25 protein-coding genes, 2 pseudogenes and 1 riboswitch are annotated in these 26,031 nt (G+C 40.3%); of the genes and pseudogenes, 7 read left to right on the forward strand and 20 right to left on the reverse strand.

Annotated features, from left to right (window positions below):
* Positions 1-23: 23 nt before the first annotated feature.
* The 8 genes from AM592_RS24205 to AM592_RS16605 all read right to left on the reverse strand — a co-directional run bounded on the left by AM592_RS24205 (position 24) and on the right by AM592_RS16605 (position 6,532).
* The gene (locus AM592_RS24205; protein ID WP_158320317.1) at positions 24-170 is read right to left on the reverse strand and encodes a hypothetical protein; all 147 of its coding nucleotides are present in this window, start codon (positions 168-170) and stop codon (positions 24-26) included.
* A gap of 6 nt (positions 171-176) precedes the next feature.
* On the reverse strand, positions 177-824 hold the full coding sequence (locus tag AM592_RS16575; protein ID WP_053604831.1) for a class II aldolase/adducin family protein: 648 nt from the start codon (positions 822-824) through the stop codon (positions 177-179).
* The gene (locus tag AM592_RS16580; protein ID WP_053604832.1) at positions 811-1,758 is read right to left on the reverse strand and encodes a 1-phosphofructokinase family hexose kinase; all 948 of its coding nucleotides are present in this window, start codon (positions 1,756-1,758) and stop codon (positions 811-813) included. Before AM592_RS16580 ends, AM592_RS16575 begins: the two co-directional genes overlap by 14 nt.
* The gene (locus AM592_RS16585; RefSeq protein ID WP_053604833.1) at positions 1,755-3,134 is read right to left on the reverse strand and encodes a PTS galactitol transporter subunit IIC; all 1,380 of its coding nucleotides are present in this window, start codon (positions 3,132-3,134) and stop codon (positions 1,755-1,757) included. The genes AM592_RS16580 and AM592_RS16585 overlap by 4 nt, the downstream gene beginning before the upstream one ends.
* A 15-nt stretch (positions 3,135-3,149) precedes the next feature.
* Positions 3,150-3,425 carry a PTS sugar transporter subunit IIB gene (locus AM592_RS16590; protein WP_053604834.1) on the reverse strand — a complete coding sequence of 92 codons (276 nt, stop codon included), beginning with the start codon at positions 3,423-3,425 and terminating at the stop codon, positions 3,150-3,152.
* Positions 3,426-3,436: 11 nt separating this feature from the next.
* Positions 3,437-3,898, reverse strand: coding sequence for a PTS sugar transporter subunit IIA (locus AM592_RS16595; protein WP_053604835.1), 462 nt, complete (start codon positions 3,896-3,898; stop codon positions 3,437-3,439).
* Positions 3,891-5,945, reverse strand: a complete 2,055-nt coding sequence (locus AM592_RS16600; RefSeq protein WP_053604836.1) for a BglG family transcription antiterminator — start codon at positions 5,943-5,945, stop codon at positions 3,891-3,893. The genes AM592_RS16595 and AM592_RS16600 overlap by 8 nt, the downstream gene beginning before the upstream one ends.
* 224 nt (positions 5,946-6,169) lie before the next feature.
* Entirely contained in the window at positions 6,170-6,532 is a 363-nt protein-coding gene (locus tag AM592_RS16605) for a hypothetical protein (protein WP_053604837.1), read from the reverse strand.
* Positions 6,533-6,967: 435 nt separating this feature from the next.
* On the opposite strand from AM592_RS16605, the gene AM592_RS16610 reads away from it, so the two are divergent.
* The 3 genes and pseudogenes from AM592_RS16610 (at position 6,968) to AM592_RS16615 (ending at position 9,394) form a co-directional block, all read left to right on the forward strand.
* Positions 6,968-8,083 (forward strand): NADH-dependent flavin oxidoreductase, encoded by a 1,116-nt coding sequence (locus AM592_RS16610; protein WP_053604838.1) that lies wholly within the window; start codon positions 6,968-6,970, stop codon positions 8,081-8,083.
* A 328-nt stretch (positions 8,084-8,411) separates the two neighbouring features.
* Positions 8,412-8,743 (forward strand): annotated as a pseudogene (locus tag AM592_RS23485) (VOC family protein); the annotation flags it as partial.
* A 351-nt stretch (positions 8,744-9,094) separates the two neighbouring features.
* A complete protein-coding gene (locus AM592_RS16615; protein WP_225970252.1) occupies positions 9,095-9,394 on the forward strand; it encodes a hypothetical protein in 300 nt (99 codons plus the stop codon).
* A gap of 1,594 nt (positions 9,395-10,988) precedes the next feature.
* Here AM592_RS16615 and AM592_RS16620 read toward each other — a convergent pair.
* The 9 genes and pseudogenes from AM592_RS16620 to AM592_RS16655 form a co-directional block, all read right to left on the reverse strand.
* Entirely contained in the window at positions 10,989-11,828 is an 840-nt protein-coding gene (locus AM592_RS16620) for a MetQ/NlpA family ABC transporter substrate-binding protein (protein ID WP_053604840.1), read from the reverse strand.
* A gap of 12 nt (positions 11,829-11,840) precedes the next feature.
* Positions 11,841-12,521 (reverse strand): methionine ABC transporter permease, encoded by a 681-nt coding sequence (locus tag AM592_RS16625; RefSeq protein ID WP_053604841.1) that lies wholly within the window; start codon positions 12,519-12,521, stop codon positions 11,841-11,843.
* Positions 12,514-13,566: a methionine ABC transporter ATP-binding protein gene (locus tag AM592_RS16630; RefSeq protein WP_245212888.1), complete on the reverse strand. Its 1,053-nt coding sequence runs from the start codon at positions 13,564-13,566 to the stop codon at positions 12,514-12,516. The genes AM592_RS16625 and AM592_RS16630 overlap by 8 nt, the downstream gene beginning before the upstream one ends.
* Positions 13,567-13,635: 69 nt before the next feature.
* Positions 13,636-13,742: riboswitch (SAM riboswitch) on the reverse strand.
* Between the two features lie 161 nt (positions 13,743-13,903).
* On the reverse strand, positions 13,904-15,001 hold the full coding sequence (locus AM592_RS16635) for an iron-containing alcohol dehydrogenase family protein (protein ID WP_053604842.1): 1,098 nt from the start codon (positions 14,999-15,001) through the stop codon (positions 13,904-13,906).
* A gap of 48 nt (positions 15,002-15,049) precedes the next feature.
* Positions 15,050-15,820 carry an SDR family NAD(P)-dependent oxidoreductase gene (locus AM592_RS16640; protein WP_053604843.1) on the reverse strand — a complete coding sequence of 257 codons (771 nt, stop codon included), beginning with the start codon at positions 15,818-15,820 and terminating at the stop codon, positions 15,050-15,052.
* 32 nt (positions 15,821-15,852) lie between these two features.
* On the reverse strand, positions 15,853-17,028 hold the full coding sequence (locus tag AM592_RS16645; protein ID WP_053604844.1) for an aminotransferase class I/II-fold pyridoxal phosphate-dependent enzyme: 1,176 nt from the start codon (positions 17,026-17,028) through the stop codon (positions 15,853-15,855).
* 36 nt (positions 17,029-17,064) lie between these two features.
* On the reverse strand, positions 17,065-17,286 hold the full coding sequence (locus AM592_RS24745; RefSeq protein ID WP_211086161.1) for a GAF domain-containing protein: 222 nt from the start codon (positions 17,284-17,286) through the stop codon (positions 17,065-17,067).
* Positions 17,287-17,879: 593 nt separating this feature from the next.
* Positions 17,880-17,996 (reverse strand): annotated as a pseudogene (locus AM592_RS24750) (ATP-dependent DNA ligase); the annotation flags it as partial.
* A 353-nt stretch (positions 17,997-18,349) separates the two neighbouring features.
* Positions 18,350-18,574 (reverse strand): hypothetical protein, encoded by a 225-nt coding sequence (locus AM592_RS16655; protein ID WP_053604845.1) that lies wholly within the window; start codon positions 18,572-18,574, stop codon positions 18,350-18,352.
* Positions 18,575-19,222: 648 nt separating this feature from the next.
* Here AM592_RS16655 and AM592_RS16660 point away from each other — a divergent pair.
* The 3 genes from AM592_RS16660 to AM592_RS16670 all read left to right on the forward strand — a co-directional run bounded on the left by AM592_RS16660 (position 19,223) and on the right by AM592_RS16670 (position 22,299).
* Entirely contained in the window at positions 19,223-20,572 is a 1,350-nt protein-coding gene (locus tag AM592_RS16660; RefSeq protein WP_053604846.1) for a prolyl oligopeptidase family serine peptidase, read from the forward strand.
* A 275-nt stretch (positions 20,573-20,847) separates the two neighbouring features.
* Positions 20,848-21,189: a DNA polymerase III subunit beta family protein gene (locus AM592_RS16665; RefSeq protein WP_053604847.1), complete on the forward strand. Its 342-nt coding sequence runs from the start codon at positions 20,848-20,850 to the stop codon at positions 21,187-21,189.
* A 321-nt stretch (positions 21,190-21,510) separates the two neighbouring features.
* Positions 21,511-22,299 (forward strand): SDR family NAD(P)-dependent oxidoreductase, encoded by a 789-nt coding sequence (locus AM592_RS16670; RefSeq protein ID WP_053604848.1) that lies wholly within the window; start codon positions 21,511-21,513, stop codon positions 22,297-22,299.
* A gap of 50 nt (positions 22,300-22,349) precedes the next feature.
* Here the strand turns inward: AM592_RS16670 and AM592_RS16675 are convergent, their stop codons facing one another.
* On the reverse strand, positions 22,350-23,162 hold the full coding sequence (locus tag AM592_RS16675) for a class I SAM-dependent methyltransferase (RefSeq protein ID WP_053604849.1): 813 nt from the start codon (positions 23,160-23,162) through the stop codon (positions 22,350-22,352).
* 222 nt (positions 23,163-23,384) lie between these two features.
* Between AM592_RS16675 and AM592_RS16680 the strand changes: the two genes are divergently transcribed.
* Positions 23,385-23,642 carry a hypothetical protein gene (locus AM592_RS16680; RefSeq protein WP_053604850.1) on the forward strand — a complete coding sequence of 86 codons (258 nt, stop codon included), beginning with the start codon at positions 23,385-23,387 and terminating at the stop codon, positions 23,640-23,642.
* A 271-nt stretch (positions 23,643-23,913) separates the two neighbouring features.
* On the opposite strand, the gene AM592_RS16685 is transcribed toward AM592_RS16680, so the two are convergent.
* Both AM592_RS16685 and AM592_RS16690 read right to left on the reverse strand, forming a co-directional pair.
* A complete protein-coding gene (locus AM592_RS16685; RefSeq protein WP_225970254.1) occupies positions 23,914-24,966 on the reverse strand; it encodes a hypothetical protein in 1,053 nt (350 codons plus the stop codon).
* A complete protein-coding gene (locus AM592_RS16690) occupies positions 24,966-26,021 on the reverse strand; it encodes a DUF3995 domain-containing protein (RefSeq protein WP_053604851.1) in 1,056 nt (351 codons plus the stop codon). The genes AM592_RS16685 and AM592_RS16690 overlap by 1 nt, the downstream gene beginning before the upstream one ends.
* Positions 26,022-26,031: the final 10 nt, after the last annotated feature.

The following is a 26,031-nucleotide window of genomic DNA, read 5'->3' on the forward strand; positions in this document are numbered from 1 at the left end:
AAATCCCGGGGATTACCCGGGATTCAAGTGAAATTTGATTTTTTATATATGCTGTGGACCACAATTGCTGCACCTAAGGCCAGCAATGAAAGGAAAACCGAGGAAAGCAAGAATCCGGCAACGAGTAAAAATGCACTAATAAAAATCCATATATGAACGATAGCTTTCACGTCCTACTACTCCTCTAAATTGTAGTTATAAGCTTCTTTCTTCATTTTTTTAATATTTAATGCTTCGAAGACCAGTGCTTTTGAAGCAACGTATGAGTTATATTCAATTCGTTCCAGCATGTCGTATGCTTTATGCAGAGTTTTATCAAGAACAAGAATCCCGTGTTTATTCAATAGCATAGCGAATGGAACCGGACGGTGAGCAAGAGTGCTTAAATAGTCCCGGACGATATCTGCTAATTCCCTTGAAGTCGCTGGTGCAAACGGCAAGGTCGGGATGTGCCCCAGCTTTTGAGTCGCTTCTGTCAGATTGGGAAGGTCCATGCCGACAGTGGCAAAAACCAAGGATTCTCTCGGATGGGAGTGCAGCACGCAGCCGATGTCCGGCCGGCTTTTGTAACAGGCCATGTGCATATTGATTTCGCGGGTAATGTTTCCTTCGCCCTCGACTTTTTGTTCATTCATATCGACGACAAGAATTTCAAAGGGCTTTAGATCACAAAATTTTTGTTGGGACATTAATGTTGGTGTCATGATAATGTGCTCTTCATTCATCCGGACGCTGACATTTCCTCCAGCAGCATTGGTTTCAAAACGGTCAAACATTAACTTTACAACCTTGCACAAGTCTTCTCGTTCTTTACGATATAACATGCTGATTCTCCCCCATTTGAAAAATAGTAATTTCGTTAAAAAAACCTTCCGCTTCATGAATGTCAAAGCTGGTGCAATCCGATTTCGTCACCTTCGAAGCTGAACACCCTGTCGCATATCTGATCACAGTCTGCAAGTCGGCTCCTTTTGCCAATTGGGCTAAAAATGCTCCGACAAATACATCTCCCGCACCTGTATCATTTCTCTCCTTGATTTGGGGAGGCAGCACACGATACATCTCCTCCCCATGCACCACATAACTTCCGTCTTTACCTAATGAAACAACTACATAGGCAATTTTTTTGGCAAGCTTCCGAATGTTATCAACAAAATGAGACTCTTGATTCGCAAACAGCTCTTCTGCCTCAAATTGATTTGGCTTAATAAAATCAACTTCCATTTCAACTGCCGCAGTAAGGGCTTCGCCAGATAGATCGCAGCCGATAAAGCAGCCTTTTTTCTTTAACATCCTCATGATTTCTTTTAATTTTTGTAAGGTGTAATCGGGCGGCAAAGATCCAGCAATGATTGCCATATCCTTTGAAGTGACCTGTTGTTGAATGAAATCGATAAGCAGCTGATGGTTTTCATCCGATACATGAAATCCATCTTCTGTGACCATCATGCTTCCGTTATGAGAATCATCGACGATGACAATGCATTCTCTTGTCGAAGCCCCCTTTTCAACAAAGAGCTGATGGTTGATTTCTTTTATCTCCAGAATCTTTTTCATTTGCTCCAGATTATTTTCCCCTATAAACCCGAGCGCCTGATTCTCAATACGAAATTTGGTTAGTACATGGGAAACGTGCAGCCCTTTGCCTCCCAGGTCGAATTCTGTATTATTGACACGATTTGTTTTCTTTTTTGTTAAAGATCCCCTGACTTTGATCAGACGGTCGATTGCTGGGTTGAGAGTAATCGTATAGATCACGATGAAATCTCCTTTTCAAAGCCTGATTGACTTTCAATTTTCTCTGTTCGTTTGCTCATCATTTTGTAATAAACGATAAACAACGCAATCCAAACCGCGACAAGAATAATACCTAAGAAATTGCCTTCTGTAATCTCACCCGCCTGTGCAAAAATATATCGGAAATCAGGATATTCCAGTGTGCTCCATGATAAAAGCTGGCCATCCTTTAGGGTTACCGCTCCCGTATCCTTTGCCAATTGAGTGATCGTCGGTGCAAATCCCGTAGCCGTATACAAAAAGACGGGCGTTGAGATGATTCCGAGCAACAGCATTCTTAACAGATTTCCGCCAGTAATGATAAGCGCCGGCACAGCAAAGGAAATGTTGATGATCCCGGCAAAAGGCAAAATGTTATTTCCGGGCAAAATAATGGCGTAGATTAATGTGATCGGAACCATTAAAATCATCGCAACCCACGCTTCACTGCTTCCCGCTAAAATCGGCCAGTCCAGCCCGATAAACAGCTGCCTGTTTTGAAATTTCTTTTTCATATATTCAGAAATGGCATCCGATAAAGGAGAAAGCGCTTGCATAAATAACTTTGCAACCATGGGAAATAAGGTCAGTGCAGCCGCTGCTTGGACGGCCAGCATCAACATATCAGGAACCGAGTACCCAGCTACAATCCCGAGCAACAAACCGATAATAAAGCCCATGACATGATTTTCTGCAAAAATCCCGAGCTTTTCCTTTAAGGTATCTGCATCTACATGCCGGTCAAAAATTGGTATTTTTCCTAAAAGCCAATTGAAGGGAAGCAGAAATATTCCAAACAGCATCATGCCATGCGAAACAGTGACCCCCGGTATTCCCGTGATTTTTTCGATCTGCTTCTGGTTCACATCCGCAAGCAGCAATTCGAAAACAATCTGAATCGCGGCTACAAAAAAAGCGATATAGATATTTCCTGTCACTCCAATGACTAATACAGCCGTCAAAATCTTTCCCCAAACGTTCCATAAGTCAACGTTTAAGGTTTGCGTTTTATTGAAGATTAATAGAATGCCGTTTATTAAAAGCTGCAAAGGGAACATCAAGAATGCCAACGGCCAGGCCCATGCCAATGTTGCCAGTGAGGTCCAGCCGCCGTCAATGATCGTCAGCTGAATTCCGGTCCTCTCCACCAGTCCTTGAGCTGCCGGAGTCAATGCATCCAGCATAAAGCCAATGACGATATTCATCCCAACAAACGCAACTCCTAAAATGATCCCTGCCCCGAGTGCGTCCTTCCACTTCATTTTTGCGGCAATTCCCACGATCACCATCAAGAGAGGGACGAAGACTGCGGCGCCAAGATCCAATACATACTGAATAACGCTTTGCAATAGATCCATCTTATTCACCTCTTTTTATTTTAATAAGGCGATCAGCCGCTCTGTTTCTTCCTGCATCCCCATCCCTGTCAAGAATGCGATTCCGTTTAAGGTTGGTATCGAATATTCTTTTTTAGATTTCGTAATGGCAATGTAGACGTCACTTGATTTTACGTAATGCTCCAGCGATTTTATATCGACTGCTTCGACATTTGCCCGAACCCCATTTTGCTCAAGAATTCTCTTTACCTTTGATGCTACAGTTTGACTTGTCGCTACACCTGATCCGCAAGCTACTATAACCCTCTTCATCGCACTCACTCCTAAAATGTATGTTTTAAAAAGCTAATCATTTGCTGCTTATCATGAATTGATTTTAATTCCGTGACAAATGTTTGATCATTAAACTTTTCCATTAACACTTGCAGCAGCTCAACCTGGCTTTCCGGTTCTTTAATCCCCAGTACGAAAAAACAATCAACCCAGATTTCTTCGTCGTCAGTTCCCATATGGATAACGGGTACCTTCGTTTCATTTTTAACGACCGCTATAAATGGGCAGTTTACATGAACGGTATCAGTATGCGGGATACCGACATTAAAACGGTTTAACGCCAGTCCGGTAGGATAATTTCTTTCTCTCTCTAAAATGCCCGGTATGAAGGACTCTTTCACATATCCTAATTCAGCTAAGCTTCTTCCGACAAATGATAGTACTTCTTCTGCCGACTTTGCTTTCAGCTGTGTGAAAACGAGCTCCTCCTTGAAAATTTTTGCTTCAATCAAATGCGCTCACCCCCTTTTCAGATACAGGAGATATGACCTCTAACACATCAATTTCATTTTTGGCTTGAAAAATCTTGTCAGCTTTCGCTTCATCCAAGAAAATTTCATTTAAATGCAGGAGTGTCGGAACGTGATGTTTGTAGTCTTTAGGAGACAATATCACCATCATTTTTGCTGCACCTCCATCAGGCATTTCAACAAGATGCTTGCAAATGAGCAGGCTGAAATCTTCCATTTCCACCCCATCACCTGGACTTGCATGGGGTAGATACACTCCTGGCCCGATCATCATCCGGCTGCTTTCTTTCTGAAATAATTCCAGCACTTTTCTACAGTAGCTTTCTTTTACTGACTTCCTTTGCATCATTGGATTCATGGCTGTTTCGATTGCTTCCTCCCACGTCATATCTCGATCGGAAAATAAGATATGCCGGGAAGAAAATGAAAAAATGGTTTCTCCGTGCTTCGTTTGTACGCTTGTCAGGGCAGGCGCTTTAAAGAAATCAGTAATTTTGTTTTGAATCGCCTGATAATCCTTGATGTCAATATGTTCTTTCAATTGGTAGAAAAGCTCTTTTGCTTTTTTTTCATCATCCTTGTCAATGCATTTTCTTAATTCTGCTTTTAACGCTTTGCGATTTTCTTTCGTTAAAATTGGATCAACGAGAAACGTTTTCTTCGATGTGTTTAGCGGTACCGTTGAGAAAATAAAATCGACCTCATGCTCATGCTTTTTATAATTCCTCTCAGCAAAAGCGCCAATAAAATGAAAATGGGGAAACATTCCTCTCAAAGATTCAAGCATGAGCTTTGATACTGAGGTGCCATTCCGGCAAACAACCAATGCTGTGAACACATGGTCCCTCTGCTCTGCCGTTTGGTAAATCCATGCTTGAACAAGCATAGCAATATAGACGATTTCCTCTTGAAGGAAAGACTTGCGTGCGAATTCCTCTATCGGATGAATAGACTTGGATACAATCGAGTAGATTGAAGGAAATTCAGTGATAAATTGTTCTTTTAAAGGGTTTCTCATATTTAATCGCAGCCTCGCTCTGTAAATTGCCGGTTTTAAATGTAAGATAAGCTTGTGCTTAAGCTCCGTTTTATTCATTAATGCAGTAGCCAAATAACCTTCTAAATTCTCTAAAAATCCATCTACAGCCAGCATAAGGTCCATACTGCCCGATAGGTCCAGCGCTGACTCCAGCATGCTTGAAGACAGGACTTGAAGTGACAAGTATAATTTATCCTTTTCACTCAGCACCCCGGTTCCCCAGAACATTTCCTTCAGACTCTGGTACTCTTTCGTATTGACCAAATCATAATCATCCAGTTCAGACGTCCACTCGACTTGAAATTCTGAAATTCTCTTAATTAGTAAATGAAGAACAAACGGCAAATCTTCAAGCTGTTCATCTGTCAACGAAACCTGAAGCTCATTCTCCATTTTTATCAGCCGCTGTTTTAAAAAGAAAAGCTCGGTTTCATCAACCATTTTTTTTCGTTCAAAGAGCGCAGCTCCAAAATCATTCAAAAGCAGTTTCTTGGCTTCGGTCACTAGAAGCTTGCGCATATTAAATTCAGAGCCGTGAATCTGATATCCGCAGCTGCGGGAGTACTCTAACTGCAACGAATAGCTAAGCAAGACTTCTTTTACGGCCTTCATATCATTTAGAAGCGTATTTTTACTGACACCGACAAAATCAGCCAAGTCTTGAAGCGAATCACAGTTGCAATCCGTTAATAGCTTAATCAGGATCAAATGAATTCTGATTTCCGGAGAGATATAATCCAAATTGATAAACCTTGATTCCTTCAGCATCTGGTACAGGCTTTCTCTCGTAGCTTCAGATATTAAAATATTCCCGTTATCATCATTCAGGAGAATACAACCTTTATTCTCTTTTATTAAGCAAGCATTTATATCGTTTATATACTCTTTAATCACGTGTTTCTTTTGCTTGATGTCTTTTTCTATTGATTCAATTGAAGATGATTGGTTCACTAATAAATGGAGAACGACATCGTTTAATTCAACCTTCATTGTCAACACCCCCGCCTGACTTACTTTCATTATAAAAGATAAATCCATCGATTATTTGCCGTTGAACACAATTTTAGTAAGCGCTTTCAAGTGGCGATTGTGATCATCAAGGAGATTAAACAAACGTTTGATTAAGTCAAAGTACAAATGAAAACAGCTGCTCTTGTTTCCCTTCAGAGCAGCTGTTTCTTTGTGTCTCATATTACCCGGGATTGCGAGATAGATCAGGCAGTTTTTCCACTCTCTTTGCCAGGCTTGGTGATCGCTAACAAAAGAAGGACATTGACTGCGATTTCACCAATTGTTCGGAGCCAGCTTAAAGTTGTCCATTGATCTGCCCGAGCAGCAAGTGCTACAGAAGAGGGACCAGTTGGAGGTGTATTCATAAAATCAGTAATCTCCGGAACGAAATAAAAGAAGGTTGCGATCCGTATGAGAAGATAAAGTCCAAGCACAGCAAGAAGTAGATTTCTAGGACGTTTTTCTTTCCAGTACATGACTAATGCGATAACTAGAAAGATATTCGCAAGTATATGGAACGGGACCCAAAAAGAAATAAGCGAAATACCATCGGGTTCTTGAATCAAGGCAAATGACCCCTGTATATTCTTCAGTGGATTTTTTTACATATTTTTAAGCAGACGGTTCCTTGTCTTCCTCACCGTTTCCGTTCCCATAATAATTTAGAATCCACTCACATACTGTTACTTGTTCATTGGCATCACTCAAAGCTTGTCCCTCCCTCTAACTTGTTAACTTAAATTAAATTATAAGGCTCTCTTAAATATGTTCCGAGGTTTGCATCAGAACCAAAAATATTGACAATCTACTAGACATCACTTAATATTCAATTAAACCAATAGATTTACTAGTAATTGATACCTTAATATTAGTAAATGCTTACCAGGCAACTGGTGGCCAGAACACTGTATAAACAGATGGGCTGGCCTTTTTGCTTTTTTACAACTAGATAAAGAAAGAGATAGTGGAGTGGTTGACTCCATGAAAAGGAGATATTTCATATGAAGGATCGATATCAACCTATTTTGGAACCATTTGTATTACCAAATAGTACTCAGTTAAAAAACCGAATTGTCATGGCTCCAATGACTCATGGTGCTTCAAATACAGATGGTTCCATTTCAGATATGGAAATAAAATACTATGCACGTCGTGCAAATGGAGTAAGCATGGTCATAACGGCTGGCACATCGGTAATGCCTAATGGTGGATTGGCAGGATCAGCCGCAGTTGATAGTGACGACATGATCCCTGGTTTAAACAGACTCGCTTCTACCATTAAGGATCATGGTGCAAAAGCTGTTCTACAGATTTTCCATGGGGGGCGAAAATCACTTCCGTTAAATGGAGACGTTGTGAGTGTTAGTGCTATCCCCGAAGACAAAGAGGAAGATATTTTACAGCATATATTGACTGATACAGAGATTGTCGAGATTATTCATGCATTTGGTGAAGCTACTCGACGTGCAATCGAAGCGGGATTCGATGGAATTGAGATACATGGTGCGAATGGATGTCTCATTCAGCAGTTCTTTTCACCTTATACCAACAGACGTAGTGATCGTTGGGGAGGAACCATTGAGAAACGCATGACTTTTCCTTTAGAGCTAATAGACGAGGTGAAGCGGGCCATTCGCCAACATGCGAAAGAACCGTTTATTGTTGGTTATCGTGTCTCTCCTGAAGAGCCAGAAACACCAGGAATTACGATGGCAGATACTCTTGTATTTGTAGAAGCTATCGCATCTAAAGGACTTGATTATCTACATATTTCCTTGAATGACTTTTGGTCTGTTCCACGACGCGGTATCGATGATTCCCGCACCCGATTAGAGATCATTCAAGAACGTGTGGGCAGTCAGGTTCCTGTCATTGGAGTTGGAAACATTCGTACTCCTCTGGATACCATTAAAGCCTTGCAAACAGGTATTCCGCTCATCGCATTAGGACGTGAAATCATAATGGAACCAGACTGGATTAAGATGATCGTCCAAGGACGTGAGGGAGAAATTAAAACAACTCTATCCGAAAAGGATCAGGATAAATTAGTTATTCCTGATTCATTGTGGAAATTTATTCTAGATGTCCCAGGTTGGTTTCCAGTCGAAACTGAGTAATAAACATTTAAGTACAAGTTTGCTTTGACCTTTGAATTATACGACGATGGGTTTTTTCGAGAGGTTGAGGGAGTTGTCAGTCATGTGAAGGATATAATGGGAGATACAAATTTAATTAGATTTAACGGTATTGTAGATGTAAAGAGTAAATAAAAAAGCCCATGATTGGCTTTAGTTAACTTGCGAATCTAACACAAATGCATTGTGTTAATTCACAAGATTAGCCCTCCCGGGTGGAAGGGCTAATACAGTTTACAATAAAAAGACGTCATAACGACGTCTTTTTATTGTAAACAGATATTAATAAAATCCTTTCCTAATGGCGTATATGGAAGGAGAGTTGATGGATCAGGTAGTTGGGCTTAATGAGTTAAAGTAGCATGTGTAGGACTGAGGACGCCAGACGGTCAGGTATGGATAGAGCTAATCAAATTTTATACGCCGTCAGATGAAAAAGATATTCAGCAACCTTTTGCAAATACCCTGGGTATCCGGCATATTGCATTTGCTGTTGAAGATATTGAAGCCTTTGTTGCCAAATTGAAAAAGAAATGTATGGAAATCTTTAGTGAGATACAAAACTATGAAGAAAGATATAAGTTATGCTACTGTCGTGGGCTAGAGGGAATTATTTTAGAGTTGGCGGAGCAAATCAAATAAATTAAGGGTAATTAATAGTTATCGGGCCAATAATTGATGGATTTTGACATACCGCCAGTGAAATATGTAATCACGTCGATAAAGTTGTTCTGCAAGCGAATATTAAATAGAACAAAAAAGAGTATAAAGAAATGATTTTATACTGCAAAACATGATGCAATATTAGCAATAATTTTTTCTTTGATTGTTGTCGCTTTAACTTTTATTGGATAAATCCTATTTAATCTTTATTGGACTAACGGGTGTGATACTTCAAGATGGCATCGACTTTTCTTTATTGTCCTAACGAAGCAGGTTAGTACAATAAGAGTAGTTTAAATGCGGTATAATTTTTGAAAGGGGAGATGAATTATGCTTAGGGTAATCTTAGAATTATTTCGCATCGTAGCTATCATTTTTATTCTTGGCAGTTTAATGGGAGCTTTAGTTAATTTAATCTATGCGAGTATGGAAATAAACGTAGATAATCCAACTGGTGGATGGTTTGTTGGTGTAGCAATCTTACTTTTACTATTTGTATTATATAGAAATCGCCTTCAATTTTCAGGATTTTATAAAAGTAAAGGAAAAGAAAAACTCTCAAATAAAATAAGTATTTTCTTAATTTGTTTTTCAATGCTATTGATAACGATTGCTCCCTTATTTCGCTAACGGGTGCTTTACTTTAATAAAGAGTAAAGCGTTTTTTTATTCAGGTTAGTTCAACTGGAGACAAAGACCCTTGTTACACCGAAGAAAGATACTTGAAAATAGTAGAAAACTCAAATATCACTCCGAAGTTAATTCCGAATGTTAATCATAGTTTAGAATATGACGAAAACGCTGTGGAATCTATTGGAGTATTGAGAAATGTGATAAACGACATAGAACAATTTTAATGAAAAACGCTTGGATAAAATATATCCAAGCGTATGCAACGGCTTTTCGGGACATCGATCTGTAAAGATTGATTATAATCCCCCTTGGGGAACCATCCTCCCTTCGAAAGTCAAAAGGAGCTCCTAATACTCGGAAACGTTTCATCATGATTGCTTGGTGTGATTACGGCCAATTGTTTAACAACACAACGCCCAGTGTAACGATAATCATTTTAAACTTTTTCATGCTCATTCCTCCTAATCAATAAAATGTCGTACATCAAAATTGAGTTATTTTCTTGTACTTTAATACCACCATCCAAACGATAAACATTCTCTCCCCAACTTAATCAACAAATATTCTGTCTTTGAAGCTCAATAATTGATTTAATTCAAAAAAATCCCCCTTCTCAATTGTTATAATGTTGTAAAAATTGAGCCCAAGTTCGCCAATTGAAGCATATCCATGTGTTTTTGCCCTTAATTTCATTCTAATATGTGCACCTTTGCTCTTACATACATCGGTGAAAGAGTTTGCTCCCATTTACTTTAGCAATGAAAGGGTTTACTTTGATGATGAAAGGCATTGTGTTGATTCACAAGATTAGCCCTTCCAACTGGAAGGGCTAATTTTATGCTTTCTATCTCCATGTATCATAAGAAGTAACATTGAAATGGTTAAACATAGATATGGCAAGTACAGAAAGGACCATCAATGATTAATCTTTGATTTATGTACAATTAATTTTTGTAAAATATCAGCCAGTCGAAACTTGGAGCTTTGGCTTTAATATGGGAGGGTCTATTCTTGTGGTTCATGTAGCTAAAACCTTAGACAAACCCATATTTTACGGCACAAGAAAAGAATCCATTTTGAAAAAAGATTGATCAAAATGGATTCTTTTCTTGTGAATTAGTATACATTTTTTATAAAAAAGTTTGATCAAAAGTTTTCAAAAATATTGCTACGAGAATATTTTCTTTAAAATTACCATTTAAAAACGGTTAAACTTTTTAATAAACGGTACGACATTATTGAAAACGTCGCAACTTTTTATAAATATCGTGACTTTATTTTAAATCCACACATCGCCGATATTGCAAGCATTGTCAACATGTATCATAAGAAGAAATATGGAGAGTAACATTTCTCGCGAGATATAAGCGAAATTTAGTATTTTAGTCATTCACTAATTATTCGTTATTTCATACGCGCTATAAAGAGGCTAGGGACTTTTCATTAGGCTGTACAAAACGCAGATCGTAAATTGAATGATGTCGCCTTTTGGGTAATTAACCGAACATAAGGGGCCTTGACTTTCGTATGATCAAGGGTAAAACTTTCAACTTTTGCCATAATTCAGATCTCCTCACATGCGCTTTTTTCATTACTTAAATGCAGGGACATATACACCGTTATATGTCTTTTTAATGGTGTTTGCGACCGATTGTGTCTGATAAGCTTTGACCACTTTCTTATACGTGCTGTTGTTCTTGTCTGCAGTACTTGAAACAATGACATTGATCCACGGTTTGTTATTCGGGTCATTGAGATCCGGTTGAATATGATAAATCGAATCTTTTATCGGATCCATTTTATTATCGATGATAAAGTTGCTATTTGTGATCCCTGCAGCAAAGTCTGGAAGCAGACTAGGGATCTTAGCAGGGTCAACTTCGACAATATTCAAGTGCAGTTTATTTTCTGTAATATCTTTCACAGCTGGTGAGTACCCTTTGCTTGGATCAAGTTTGATCAAGCCCGCACTTTCCAAAACTTTGAGTGCTCTTCCAGCATTCGTGACGTTGTTCGGGATAGCAATTTTATCCCCTTCTTTAACCTGTTTGATACTCTTAAGATGATGCGAATAGACGTTTAAAGGAACAATATAGGATTGGCCGATGACGGTAAATTTATACCCTTTTTGCTTTTCTTCCTGATTCAAGAATGCATTGTGCTGGAAAGCCGTTAAATCCAGCTCTTTATTATCTAGAGATTGATTGGCAATGATTCCATCTGTAAATTTCACAAGGCTTACTTTGATGTTATCTTTTGCTAAATTTTTATTGACCTGTTTCCAGATCGGATCATCACTGTTGCCGACAACCCCAACTTTTACTTCCTTTACTTTGTCCGAGCTGCCGTTTGAAGACGAACCGCAGGCAGCAAGAACCAGTATAAAACTAAATATGAGAACTAAACTGCTGATTTTTGTGATTTTATTCATGATGAATTCCTCCTAATGCGTGGTTTTTTTGGTAATCAATGTGCCTATTATTTGAACGATACTGACAAAAATTAAGAGAACAATAATCGATAGATAGGTAGCATCTAATTGATTTTGCTGATAGCCGTAACGAATCGCGAAATCGCCGATCCCTCCGCCTCCGACAACGCCGACAATCGCCGTGAGTCCGATCAGACTGATGACAGTTATCGTTGTTACTCGCGCGATGGAAGAGATACCTTCTTTTAAATAGACGGAAACAATAATTTGAAAAGGCGATAACCCCATGGCAATCCCTGATTCAACCAGTCCTTCATCCACTTCACTTAAAGCGGACTCGATCTGTCTGGAGAAAAAGGGCGTAATGCCAACAATAAGCGGGAATATGGTGCCCTGTACACCGACAGCTGTCCCGGAAATCAATCGGGTAATCGGGATTAATGCTGCAATGAGAATAATGAATGGAATCGAACGGAACAGGTTGATCAACTTATCAAAAATATTAAAAATAAAGGTATTCTCTAAAATCCCATCTTTTTTTGTGGATACCAGAATGATCCCTATCACTAGGCTAAGCAGAAAAGAGATAAGTCCTGACTCAAATACCATTTTCAGCGTTTGAATAATTGAAAGATAAAATTCATCCATCACTTGAGAAACATTAGGAAGCAAGAATTGTATCAAGTTACCCATGGTTTTTTAGCACCTCAATCGCAAAATGCCTTTTTTTCAGATACTGCAGCGCATGATCAATATCCGGCTTCTGACCGCTTAAAATAACAATTAATCCCCCAAGTGGATTATCGCTTAAGATTTGAATATCCCCAAAGACAATATTTGCATCAACGTTATACGCCCTTGATATATAAGAAATGAGCGGCTCGGAAACACTGTTTGAGGTATAGCTCATTTTAAGCAGCAATTGTCCCGGCTGCAGCTGCACCACAGGAGATTTTGTTTTAATTAAGTTTTCCACACTGCCTAACGTTGACGTCGTTTCAATGAATGACTGCGTCAGCTCCTGCTGCGGATTTGAAAAAACTGAGTAAACATCACCTTCCTCAAGGATCTCCCCTTTATCGAGCACCGCGACCTTTTGGCATATTTCTCTGACAACGGACATTTCGTGGGTAATCACCACAATCGTTAATCCCAATTCCTTATTTAATTTCTTCAATAAATAAAGGATCGACTTCGTTGTCTTGGGATCCAAGGCACTTGTTGCCTCATCACACAAAAGGATCTTCGGCCGGTTAACCAGTGCCCTAGCGATCGCCACGCGCTGCTTCTGACCGCCGGACAACTGAGAAGGATAGGCATTTCTTTTGTCCGGCAGCGCAACCAGCTGCAGCAATTCCGTAATTCGCTCATTAATCTCTTTCTTAGTTAAGCCGCTATGTTTCAAAGGAAGAGCAATATTATCAAAAACCGTTCGGGAAGGCATGAGATTGAATTGCTGAAAAATCATACCAATCTTTCTTCGGACTGCCCTTAGTTCTTTTGCTTTTAAACCAACGATATTGCGGCCTTCACAGAAAACATTGCCTTCCGTTGGTTTTTCAATCCCATTAAAACATCTGACCAGCGTCGATTTTCCAGCACCGCTATAGCCAATGATGCCAAATATATCCCCCTTTTCAATTGAGAGATTAACGCCTTTTAATACGGGATGTTCTTTCTTACCATCCGTGAAAACTTTAACCACATGCTCCATACGAATAATCTCTGACGCTGACATTAGTACAGGCCCCCTTTCAATTATTTTCTATCAAAAAGTCTCAAAGATAAGAAGTCTTGTTTGTGGTTCTCCCCATCTTTTGAACACAACCATGTGTTCCTGGAATGAGCAACATAGTGATTCTGCTGGTTTCCCGAGTTTCATTGGGCCAGTCCCTCCGCCGCTCTGGATAAGTAAAAGGATTCATTTTATCTTTTATAAAAGGTTAAGGCTCCCACCTCTAAGCGAAGTGGGACTTTCCAATCAAGTGAGGTCCCCATCTGATTCCCCGATGTTTTAGCTTGCTGAAACGAGTTCACTATTGATGTTTCTTATGAATGTAAAAAAATATCCATATTTATATATAGATGGATTTTTCCAGACGTTGAATTGCTTCAAAGACGGAGGTCTCAGTCACTTCAAAAGGAAGCAAATGAATCGTTTTGTCCGGACTCACAGAATAAGCGGCTAGCTTGCGAATATCTTCTTCAGGACGCGCATCAAGGTGTAAATCCCGCAGATTCATAGGCAGCTTTAGGCACTGGTAAAACGGCTGAAGACGACGGACTTCCTCCCACTTTTCTTCAAGTGCTAATTGAACCATGATCCCATAGGCCACCTTGACGCCATGCAGGATATGTTTTGTCTCAGGGAAAACGGTCAGTGCATCATGGATCGAATGCGCTGCAGTTGCCCGTCCGTATTCGTCGCCGAACCCGCCGACAAGGCCGCCAGCAATTATATTCGTTTCCATCACGAGCTGCCAGGGCTCGGATAAAACGCCTCGTTTCATATCCTCCACAGCCTGTATTGCATACTTCAACGGAATGTCCCGACAAAGTTTAGCGGACTCTCTTGCATACAGAATGGAAAGATGATTCTGATGAACATGGGTGAGCAAACTGTCGGACTCATACCACTTCGCCAGTGTATCAGCAATACCGGCAATAAAATAATCAATGGGAGAATCCAATATTACCCGAGGCTCTATGAGCACAAGACTGGACTGTTTTGGATAAATCTCATGTCCAATGGATACACCATTATCTTTGTAAATAACGCTGAGTGCCGACCATGCCGCACAATTGCTCGCCATTGTCGGCAGTATCACCAGCGGACGCCCGCCAGATTTAAAAGCCGCGGCTTTCGCAGTATCGATCACTTTTCCACCACCAAGCCCGATAACAAGATCAATATCTGATTCCCGGATTTTCTGAATGACACGGTCAATCTCCTGATACGAACATTCGCCTCCGAAGGTCATCTCGTGTACATCGAAACCCGCTCCATTTAGATCGGGCAGATAAGGAGCCGTTTTGTGCCAAGATTTTACACCATGAAGAATAAGAACCCGAGCGGCCGACAGCACCTTGAGAAATTCCGGCAGATAATTATAGGCGCCTTCTTCAGAGATATACTGCTGAGGCCCGACTCTGGATACCAAATGAAAAGACATCGTGCTGAACTCCTTTACCGATAGAATAAATTGCCGTCAACTCTGCTGTTAATTCATCGTCATACCGCCTGTCACATTAATCGCCTGACCTGTCATATAGGAAGACAGGGGGCTAGCCAAAAAGAGAGCGACATTAGCTACATCGGACGGGAGAGCTGTCCTGCCAAGCGGAACTTGCGAACAGTCTTCCTCATATATCTGTTCCGGCGTCATGTTTCTTAATTTGGCACCGTCAATCCGCTCTCGATGCTTCATACTCGTCTCCACAATGCCAGGACAGATCGCATTGACCAAAATTTGTTTAGGAGCCAATTCGATGGCCATGACTTTCGTAAATCCCAGTACTGCATGTTTCGATGAACAATAATTTCCCATACAGCGGTAACCGTTTTTTCCGGCTTGCGAGGCTATGTTGATGATCCTGCCTTCAATACCCCGTTCGATCATCTGACGGGCAACCGCCTGTGTGACTAGGAAAGTTCCTTTGGAGTTGACATCCATGACTCTGTCCCAGTCTTCTTCTTTAATATCTACGGCATAATCCATCGTCGATATCCCCGCGCTATTAACAAGAATATGAATCGAGCCTAGCAAATCAGTCGCCGTTTTCACCGCCTGAGCCACATCCGATTGATTGGTGACATCCAGTCTAAGATGAACCAAACGTTCTGATTTCTGATCCACTTTCTGGTCAAAAGCGATATCGGCCACGGCTACTCCTGCGCCGGCTCCAAGAAACAGATCGGCGATTCCCTTGCCAATGCCGGAACTCCCCCCTATAATTAGTACATTTTTATCTTTTAATTCAATCGTAATCATTTTTCACTCTCAATCTCCCAACTTAGAAAACATTATTTAAATAAGTGAAGCGCCTCAATCCGGTCAACAGCCTCTGCCAATATATCTTCACTGTTCACCAAGCTGATTCTTACAAACTGATTGCCATTTTCTCCAAACCCAATCCCCGGAGCCACGACGATATGCGCATGATCGAATAACAAGTCAGAAAAAGACTGGCTATCATAACCTTCAGGCACCCTCAGCCAGGCAAAAAATGTCCCCGGCGGCGATGCAACATTCCAGCCGATACGCCGCAGGCCGTCGATCAATACATTACGCCTACGCTGATAGGTGCTTACAATATCAGCTGCACATTTCTGGGACGACTTCAGCGCACAAGCTGCCGCATCCTGAACCGCACCAAATACTGTGCTGTAGGCATGCATTTGAAAATGGTTCAATGCCTGAATAATCGATGCATTGCCCACAGCAAATCCAAACCGCCATCCTGCCATATCATAAGTTTTAGACATCGTATAAACTTCAACACCTACGGTCTTCGCATGCTCCGTTTGCAGGAGACTCAATGGTTTGTTGTGATCAAATCCAAGTGAAGCATAGGCAAAATCATTAATCACCGGAATATGATACTTTCTGGCAAAATCAATCGTCTCTTCGCAAAACGCCTTTGTCGCAAGCGTACCGGTCGGATTATTAGGATAATTCAGCAGCAGCACTCGTGCTTTTTTTAAAATATCCTTTGGAATCCGGCTATAATCCGGAAGAAACTGATTCGACTCCTCTAAAGGCATAGCGTAAGTCTGTGCCTGTGATAGAATGGCCGAGGAATAATAGATGGGATAGCACGGATCAGTAATGAGCATATAGTCTCCGGGATTAAGCAGTACCTGCGGAATTCCGGTAATACCAATGTGAGCACCATGAAAAATGGCGACCTCTTTTAACGGATCCAATGTCACCCCATACTCTTTTTTATAGAAATCGGTGATCGCTAACCGAACATTTTCTTTCCCGAGAAAAGGAGGATAAGCCTGATTTTCCGGCTTATCGACCGCTCTTTTTAAGGATTCAACAATATGCCCCGGAGTTGGGAGATCCGGATTCCCTTTGGAAAGATTGATAAAGGGCTTCCCTGAATGCTCTGATTCAGCTAATCTATTGTCCAGCTGATCGAAAAAATTAACTGGAAGCTTTCTAACACGTTCAGAAGACTGAAAATAAACCAATGCCTCTCCTCCTACTTTACTTCCACACAAGATAATCTAATTCTTATGTCCAAAAACCAGCTGCACAAGTTGTTCAAGGTACATTGCATCAATCGCATCAAAATGGTCAAAAAGAGGGCTGTCTAAATCTAAAACACCAAAGAATCTATCGCTGTCCGGCCAAAACACAGGCACGACAAACTCTGAATTTGAGCACGGGTCACAGGCAATATGTCTGGGAAACTGATGAACATCAGCAACAATCTCCGTATTTTTCATAAATGCAATCTTCACACAAACACCTTTATTAAGAGAAATGTGCATGCAAGCTACCCTTCCTTAAAACGGGCCCAATATTAATGCATCATTTTTCCAGCGATAAAATGTCGTGACATTTAAATTAAAGATCTTTTCAAAGATCAGAGACAACCATATTGCTCATATTAGCCACCAAGTCAAATTCATTGTTAAACAAAGCCCGAATTTGTTCCGTTAATTCAATATGTATATCCTTTTTTTCCACTCCAAGCATCCTGTCTTGTTTACTTATTCTGCAATCTATGAAAAAAACAGATCGAACTTTTTTCTGCCACTATACCCAATACATCCAAAATCTCATTTCGTATATTGCCAAATACAATATGGCAAAATGGGAGTTTCATAGATAATCGTGATTAAAATTTCTGTATCATCGTTAGCCTATCAATTTGCTCCAAATGAGTTGAACCAACAATATTGGTTAGTATTATTTTCACACGAAAAAAAGCTTTGTCTTTTCGTACATCTCCTCTCTAAATTTATTTAATTTTATACACATAATTCCTATATGTCAACTAGGATTAATAACTCAACTTTCGGAGTTAAAAAATGTAGTTATGCCTATATTCAATCCAGTTATTCTTTGAAAGCACGATTCTTATTCCATCGAATTTGACCTCTGAAATATAGTTGTCGTCGTCAAATGGCTCCTTCACTGATTCTAATAACATAGGAAAAATAACAAAGAAATCACACCTCACTTACTATAAAATTGTAAGTGTTTTTTGATCTCTTCCCAATTAATTTGATTAAGTAATGGAAAGAATTAAAAGCCCTCCATACGTATGAAGGGCTTTTGATTATCATCTATTTTAATCATCATATTGGCCCTTACGAATTCAATCCCAGGCTTCTACATATACTGTTCCATTATCAGAGTATCTTTTCACATAAAATTCAGCTTGATTATTAGAGCCATCGACCCAAGCATTGACATCTTTGAAGACATGACAATAAAATCCATGGGCTGATTCCGTATAATAAAAATCATCACTTGTACTATCACCAAAGTAAACGCCAGATTTTACTTGATCGTCTGGGTTATATGCATCTTCTTCAAATAAATAGTAATAACCTTTTGGACTATAATAGGGAAGACAAACCCTAAAATCGCCTCCACCTGATTTAAAGTTTTTACTTTATAATCCCAACTCCCAGTACCCAAAGGTTTCATGCTGCTTGCAAATGCAGAAGAAGGGACTAATAACGCAACTATCAATGCAGTGACAATCATTTTAAACTTCTTCATACTCATCCCTCCTCTCCCGTTTTGACTTGAAAAATCTTATTCTCCATATAATCCCACAAACCTCCTTTTTATCCAATAAAAAGCAGTTTATTATGATGCAACGGTTTTTTGGGACAGCAGTCGACTTAAAAACAGGATACCTTTAGAAGCAGACTGATTTTTAAGAGACTCATTGATTCATTGCAACGCTTTGAATCAACCGGCTTACAGGGACTCGATGTCCCGAAAAACGGTTAGAGAAGATTCTTCTATTACTTAATCGGAAGGAGCTGTAACTTTCAAAATCAACGTAAATAAATTTAATAAAAAAGGAAGCAAATGAAATCTACTCAAAAAGCAAAAAAATGGTTTTTTTCTATCATTAGTAGTGTGCTGGTGTCGGTTGTTTTCGTAGTGAATAACCAAAATCGGCATTGGCAGATCGTTTTAGACCCTTGTAGCACATGACACTGAGATTAATCATTACATTCCTACTATTTTTTACATAAAATTATTAATTTGATTGAAAACAGATTTTCACATGTTAAACTTATTTATTGTAAGGGTTTACATATTAGAAAAGGAGAGTGGCTAAACGGTTATTATAAAGGCACAATATTATCATGTTAAAAGGCAACGTAATTGATGAAACACAGGAGGCAGAGGGGAATGCAAGAGATAATCAAAAGAAGTGTCAGAACTTTCATACTATTTATTTTTGCAGGAGCTATTACATTTTCTTTCAGCGTAGATGCATTTGCAAAGCAAGTACCTGCAGAGCCAACGTCATATCGTACGGTTACAGAAATCCATGACTGGGGCGCAGCTATTACAAAGGTAATTGTTGATTTAGGGAAGCCGGTGAATCGGAATTCAGTAACGAAGGATACTTTTAAAGTACACGTAGCAAGAAGTGATGACAGGTTGGCAACTCCGTTATTGGAAGAAGGTTACCGAACAGTCACTAAAGCGTATGTTGCTGATAAAAAAGGAAACCCTGTTGGAAGAGGGAAATATGTCGTATTAGAAATGGAAATTGGACCAACTGTATCATTAGGTTCTGCACTTAACTATGATGGTGAATTTAATGAATGGGTGAATTCTGACTATACGATAACTCAGGCGGAAGATATTATTTCAAGGTCAGGAACAATTTCAGGATTAGTTGCTGATACATATGCAGGGGGAACGAAAGAGATTGTAGATGATTTCTCATCCGGAAAAGCAACGTATGATAATGTTACTTTAACTTATGCAGACTATGCGCCATCCAAAGACAAAGGAAAGAATCCACTAATTATTTGGTTGCATGGTGGCGGAGAAGGCGGCACAGATACTACGATTCCACTTTCTGCAAATAAAGCAGTTAACTTTGCGACAGAAGAAATCCAATCCTATTTTGAAAGCGCTTATGTTTTAGTGCCTCAGACACCAACTAGATGGATGGACGGTTTTACAGGAAAAGCTGATGGAACGTCTATCTATCAAGAAGCACTTATATCTTTAATCAAAGATTATGTTGCTAAAAACCGTGACATTGATCCAAATCGAATCTACATCGGCGGAGCTTCTAACGGTGGATATATGACAATGCTGATGATTCGTGATTATCCAGGGTACTTTGCAGCAGCATTTCCGGTATGTGAAGGTTTAAATGATCGATTAATTACGAATGAAGACATTCAGACAATTAAGGACACTCCAATCTGGTTCGTTACAGCTAAAAATGATACAACATTAGATCCAACAATCAATACACTTCCGACGTATGACCGTTTGATCGAAGCTGGGGCCAATAATGTTCAATTATCTTTATTTGATGATGTTCATGACACTACAGGTTTGTACAAAAACGAAGACGGCACCCCATATCAATACGATGGACATTCCTCATGGGTTTATGTGTTTAACAACGAAAGTACAGCAACAATTAATGGAAAAACAATAACAATTATGGAATGGATGGCTGCCCAGTCATTAAAGGGGTCCTACCACATGCCCATCAAGCTAATATTTTGAAGTACCCCCAAAACGAAAATTTTATAAAAAGTTTCACTGTTTTAATAAGCCGATACGAAAGAATTCGTGTTGGCTATTTCTATATCACGTCATCACAGGTTCATACGTACCTGTTGATGGCGGTAAAAGTATGATTTAAGTCGATTTCATATTTCTCTCAACTTATACAAATTCATTTCAATGAATCATATGTGACTAGAGGGAGGACTAATTAAATTGATAACTGAAAAAGTAAATTTGAATTGATATGTATGGATTCTGAAGAGTATCCATCCGTGAATCTTATTGAGGATACGTCTTCTCAAATTACGCTTGATACTAAACTATTCAAAGTGGAATTGGCCAAAGTAGCATTCGCAGCTGCGGACCAAGCCACGCGACCTATTTTGCAAGGTGTCTTAATCCAAAAGAAAAATGACAGTTTAGAGTTTCTATGTACAGACAGTCATCGGTTGGCCCTTATGAAATCTCCAATGAGCGGCAAGGAGACGTTTCAGTTTGTCTTTCCTGCCAAAGAGTTAGCACAAAGCTTCAGCAAACTCATGGATGATTCCTATGATGTGATGCTGATCGTAAATGAAAGATTAAATACGGTGACGAACTCCAAACCGGACTGATCACTATTTCCTCATAGAGTCCTCCTCCATTAATTACACCGAACATCAAGATTGTCACGAATAATACTATAAATGCAATTTTTTTCTTCAACACAATCCACCTCTTTGGTTTGTCGTATCAAACATTTCATCTTACTAAAAATAAATATAAGATAATTGCGTATTTTCTATAACTGGCCAGAGAGGTATTTCAGATCAGACCTCTCATTTAGAAGTTTCGAATTGAGAAAGCAAAATTTTCTCCATTTTTACATCCATGTTTAATTACACCGGCAATAGGTAAATTTATTGTTAGGTACCATGTTAAAGGAGATGGATTGTATGAGTTATCAATTAGAAGGAAAAGTCGCAATCGTGACCGGTGCGAACGATGGGATTGGTCTTGCGACAACAAAGGCTTTATTGAACGAAGGCGCGAAGGTAGTCGGAGCCAGCCTCACCATCGAAGACATCAAGGATTTAGCGGGAAAGGATCAATTTCTCCCAATAGCGCTTGATTTAACTGAACCCGGCAGCTGCAAAAAATTAGTAGATGCTGCAATTTCTCAATTCGGTCAGATCGATATCCTTGCAAACATTGCAGGCATTGCGATCTACAAGGACAGCTTTTTAGATGTGACCGATGAAATTTGGGAAAGAACATTTGCGACGAATTTATTTGCCATAGTACGTTTAACAAGAGAAGCAATTCCACATATGAAAAAACAAAAAGGCGCAAGCATTATCAATATCGCTTCCGAAAGCGGCCATGTTCCGGACTCGTTTGCGATTGACTACAGTGCCAGTAAGGCTGGAGTGCTAAATCTCACACAAGCTCTTGCCAATGAATTCGGCGGTGATATTCGTGTGAATGTTGTATCCCCCGGACCAACAAGAACAGAAATGTGGAACAAGCCTGGCGGAATGGTCGATATGCTGGCAGAAATGTTTAATAAAGAACGCGAAGAAGCCGTTTCACACTTTGCTAAAAACGTCCGGCAAATTCCCCGCGGTTCGATCGGCCAGCCAGAGGAAATTGCAAACGTCATTTTATTTTTAGCGTCTGACAAATCCTCCTACGTAAATGGTGCTGAATTCCCTGTAAACGGCGGCTCAGTAAAATACAAATGACATCAACGCTTAAAAAGGCATCCTATATTCATTTGGATGCCTTTTTTCTATTACTTTTTCTTACCTATATAAAGCAAATGCGATGAGATTCCTAAAATCGCCGGATCTGCTGCAGTATCTTTTAATAGCTCTATCAGCTGGACAAACTCACCTTTTCCCCGGTTTTTCCAATATTCCCACTGCTCGTTTGATAAGAGGCTGCCTATATTAGATGAGCCAATCAAATTCAATGTCTCAAATCCGTTTGACTCCATGAAGGGTTTAATGTCTTCAATACGAAAATAATACGCTCCTGTAAAGCGTCCCTCGTCACTATGATCAAACTCGCCAGTACGGATAAATTCCTTGATTGACTCCATGTTGTCATTCGGCCGCCAATGCTCCGGAAATTGCAGAGATGACAGCACGTGTCTGATTCTTGGCATGAACGCGACAAATACAATTCCATCTTTTTTTGTTACCCGATACAGCTCTTGAATCGCTTCTTTTCGAGACTGTTCCAATTGCAAATGGTACATCGGGCCAAGCGCAAGTGCTGCATCGAATTGATCATCCCGTAAAGCAGATAGATCTCTTGCATCCGCAACGTGAAATCCTGCAAATCGTCCGGCAACACCCAATTCGGTTGCTTTCTCTTTTGCAATCTCTATGAGTCTTGGGACAAGGTCGGTTAATGTAACTTCATACCCTTGCTGCGCTAATCGCATAGCATATTTTCCGGGTCCGGCACCATTATCCAATACCTTTCCTGTTTTCGGTAAATACGCCTGAATAAAGTGCCAATTAACCTGAAATTCCAATGGCTCACGATCCAGCCGCCCCCATTCATCAAATCGGGAGTAATAGTCGATCATTTTGCCCATAAATTGCTCTCCTTTTTATCCAATTATATGCAAAGTTATTTCTCTTTCAAAATGATTCATTGATCGTTTTCTTGAAATATTTTAAACTATAAAAAAATCAAGGAGCGTATAATGAAATTAAAAGGTTTAATTAGTACTATCAATATTCTTATTATCTCTGCAGCAATTTTACTATGTACACTCATTATTTCAGATTCTTTTAAGGGTAGGTAAAACATCGCTATGGAAAATGAAATATTAACTGAAAACGAATTAGCAAACTACTTATCTATTTCCCCTGATGAATTAGATGAGATCATTCAAAAAGATACAAGAGAAAAGATATCTTTAAAAAACGGAACGAATTCTTGGGATACATATCGGTTTATTCCTTATACGAATTTTAATGGTGAAAAACGTTTCCTTAAAAGTGAAATCAAAAAATGGTTGAATATCAATCTAGTATGTAAGTCATATATTGAACTGCCCCCTGTCAAGTAGACAGGGGGCAGTTCATATTTATTGGATTCCTTTTTCTTTCCCATTATTAAGTAAATTAATGAGTAGGATTTGCACGTATATTCCGTAAGCGGAACATATATCGCGTATGAAGCACATATATTCCGCTACTTGCTCATATTAGCAAGAAACATTTAGGGAGCGACCAAAAAAGAATATCCCGACCAGGCCAAAGGGTTTTAAAGATCTTTTGGGAGATGCAAAGAGAGAAAAATTCTCTTTCAAATAACTAAACCCCTCATTTCCAAAATACCTACAACCGGCCACAATGTCGGCAACGTCCCCGCCTGCGGATATAGTAGGCCGCAGTAGCTGCACCAAGGGAAACTCCCCACGGAAGCCAAGAAAGAAATGGTCCGGCCTCGCCCCAATTCTCCATTGTGATACTCCCGTTTAGCATCATAATGATGATCGGTGGAGCCATTTTCACTCCTGCAAGCGTAATGATAGCCGCCATAAGTGTAGAAGGAACAACTGCTAACCATACGGGAACCGGCTTTCCGGCCATGAATAGAAACCAGCGCGGAAATACTTCTCCCCATCGCTGAGTAAGACCCAGAGTCAGTATTCCGCCGCCTATACACATGGCTCCCAAAAATAATTCCATCATGATTAAAGTCGGACTCGAATTCGTGTCCAATGTTGTCCCCAAAGGGATTCCAAAAGCCCAAGCCCAGCGTACAATTGCATAGGGGAGCGCCATCACAACTGCGATATAGGTGAACCGCTTTCCCCAACGTGCTGCAGATTTCACTGAAGCTCCGTGGGAATCGTCTTTTCGGCCGCAGCAGCCGCATGCTTCGTTTAATTTCCTGTGGTAGGACAAGGCAGCTGCTCCCCAGAGAAATCCACCTGCTATGCAAAAGACCTGATTTAGTACGAGCCAATCGACAAGTTCCACGTGTAACACGAATAAATACGCGAAGTTCTGCACGATTCGTACATCGGGAATCACCAATAAAAGCGTCACGCACATCAACCAGCTAAAGAACAGCAACACCCAGCCGAGAATAAGGCGGCCACTCGTTTTAACCATCGCTAATGCAACCGCAAAGCCTATAAAGTTTGTAGCAGCGATAGTGAGACCACCTGTGTCTGCCCTCAAACTCGTCAAAAATGATCCCATCATCATTGCACGAGGGTCATTTTCACCAAAAGGAAAATGGGAACCTCCCAATCCCCAGTATATTCCGAACACGGCATAAATGAGCGACCATCCTGCAGCTGCGTATCCTGCCCATTTCGGCCATGCTGAGAACCATGAAGAACGGGTTGAGATACTAGATTGCTTCTCGTTTGAAAACATCAACATTCAGAACCATTGCAATACTTACATCGGCCGCGACGGCGGTAATAGTAAGAGATAGCCGCTAAGCCAAGGGCAGTTCCCCAAGGAATCCATAGAAGCATTGGTCCAATCGTTCCCCAAATGTCGTTTAATAAGATTCCTTCAGCTGGCATGAGCTGCAGCTGTATCGCAAAAAAAGTGAAAGTAAAGACAACACCGGCAGCAGTTACCGCAATCGCTACAATCGACGCGGGAATAACGGCCAGCAATATGGGAACTCTCTTCCCGCCCACAAACGGAAACCAGCGCGGGAACACTTCCCCCCATTTCTGAATGAGTCCAAGCGTAAGGAGGCCGCCGCCTATACATATTCCGCCAAAGACCAATGATGTTATCTGAGCAATTGGATTCACCTCAAAGAACTGACTGTCAACACCGAAAGCAACTCCGAACGCCCAAACAATTCGAGTACAAGCATAAGGGATAGGAGCAAATGCAGCGATATAAGTGATCCATTTCCCCCACCTTACTAGAACAAATGCTTTTCCATTCTCTGTCCGCCCGCAATAAGTACACGCTTGGCGGACTCTCCGAAAATAAGAAACAGCTGCAAAGATCCATAATAAAGCACCTATAATACAAATGATTTGATTGAATATTAGCCAGCTGAAATCAAATTTAAATAAGAAAGCATAAGCCATAATCATAATTAAACTACTATCAGGGACAAAAAGGAGTAAGACAGCAGCCAATCCCCATGCATATGTCATGATCAACCAGTAAGGCACCACTCTTCCCCAGGCTTTATGCATAGCGATTCCAAAGAAAACGCCAAGAGAACAAAGAACAACAAAAGCGATGCTTCCTGCTTGAGCCGGAAGGTACGTCACCATTGCAGAAAACATGACCATTTCTTCCTGGATAAAGGGATATCCTTCTCCTCCCAGCAGCCAGTATAAGTGCACGATCCCATATACGATTGACCAGGCCAAAGCGGCATATCCTATCCAAGAGGACCAGTGCCAGAGACGGGGAGCAGATTTTTTCTCCAATCCTTGTGCGCGAATTTCCATCCTGTTCATC

Origin of the sequence: Bacillus gobiensis, assembly GCF_001278705.1 — a bacterium.
GTDB classification, from domain to species: Bacteria; Bacillota; Bacilli; order Bacillales; family Bacillaceae; genus Bacillus; species Bacillus gobiensis.

Excerpts from the sequence above, each read along its gene's own strand:
- AM592_RS16575 (WP_053604831.1), bottom strand. The coding sequence starts at position 824 with ATGTTATATCGTAAAGAACGAGAAGACTTGTGCAAGGTTGTAAAGTTA.
- AM592_RS16585 (WP_053604833.1), bottom strand. The coding sequence starts at position 3,134 with ATGGATCTATTGCAAAGCGTTATTCAGTATGTATTGGATCTTGGCGCC.
- AM592_RS16590 (WP_053604834.1), bottom strand. The coding sequence starts at position 3,425 with ATGAAGAGGGTTATAGTAGCTTGCGGATCAGGTGTAGCGACAAGTCAA.
- AM592_RS16600 (WP_053604836.1), bottom strand. The coding sequence starts at position 5,945 with ATGAAGGTTGAATTAAACGATGTCGTTCTCCATTTATTAGTGAACCAA.
- AM592_RS16610 (WP_053604838.1), top strand. The coding sequence starts at position 6,968 with ATGAAGGATCGATATCAACCTATTTTGGAACCATTTGTATTACCAAAT.
- AM592_RS16615 (WP_225970252.1), top strand. The coding sequence starts at position 9,095 with ATGCTTAGGGTAATCTTAGAATTATTTCGCATCGTAGCTATCATTTTT.
- AM592_RS16620 (WP_053604840.1), bottom strand. The coding sequence starts at position 11,828 with ATGAATAAAATCACAAAAATCAGCAGTTTAGTTCTCATATTTAGTTTT.
- AM592_RS16625 (WP_053604841.1), bottom strand. The coding sequence starts at position 12,521 with ATGGGTAACTTGATACAATTCTTGCTTCCTAATGTTTCTCAAGTGATG.
- AM592_RS16630 (WP_245212888.1), bottom strand. The coding sequence starts at position 13,566 with ATGTCAGCGTCAGAGATTATTCGTATGGAGCATGTGGTTAAAGTTTTC.
- AM592_RS16635 (WP_053604842.1), bottom strand. The coding sequence starts at position 15,001 with ATGTCTTTTCATTTGGTATCCAGAGTCGGGCCTCAGCAGTATATCTCT.
- AM592_RS16640 (WP_053604843.1), bottom strand. The coding sequence starts at position 15,820 with ATGATTACGATTGAATTAAAAGATAAAAATGTACTAATTATAGGGGGG.
- AM592_RS24745 (WP_211086161.1), bottom strand. The coding sequence starts at position 17,286 with ATGAAAAATACGGAGATTGTTGCTGATGTTCATCAGTTTCCCAGACAT.
- AM592_RS16655 (WP_053604845.1), bottom strand. The coding sequence starts at position 18,574 with ATGAAGAAGTTTAAAATGATTGTCACTGCATTGATAGTTGCGTTATTA.
- AM592_RS16660 (WP_053604846.1), top strand. The coding sequence starts at position 19,223 with ATGCAAGAGATAATCAAAAGAAGTGTCAGAACTTTCATACTATTTATT.
- AM592_RS16670 (WP_053604848.1), top strand. The coding sequence starts at position 21,511 with ATGAGTTATCAATTAGAAGGAAAAGTCGCAATCGTGACCGGTGCGAAC.
- AM592_RS16675 (WP_053604849.1), bottom strand. The coding sequence starts at position 23,162 with ATGGGCAAAATGATCGACTATTACTCCCGATTTGATGAATGGGGGCGG.
- AM592_RS16680 (WP_053604850.1), top strand. The coding sequence starts at position 23,385 with ATGGAAAATGAAATATTAACTGAAAACGAATTAGCAAACTACTTATCT.
- AM592_RS16685 (WP_225970254.1), bottom strand. The coding sequence starts at position 24,966 with ATGTTTTCAAACGAGAAGCAATCTAGTATCTCAACCCGTTCTTCATGG.
- AM592_RS16690 (WP_053604851.1), bottom strand. The coding sequence starts at position 26,021 with ATGGAAATTCGCGCACAAGGATTGGAGAAAAAATCTGCTCCCCGTCTC.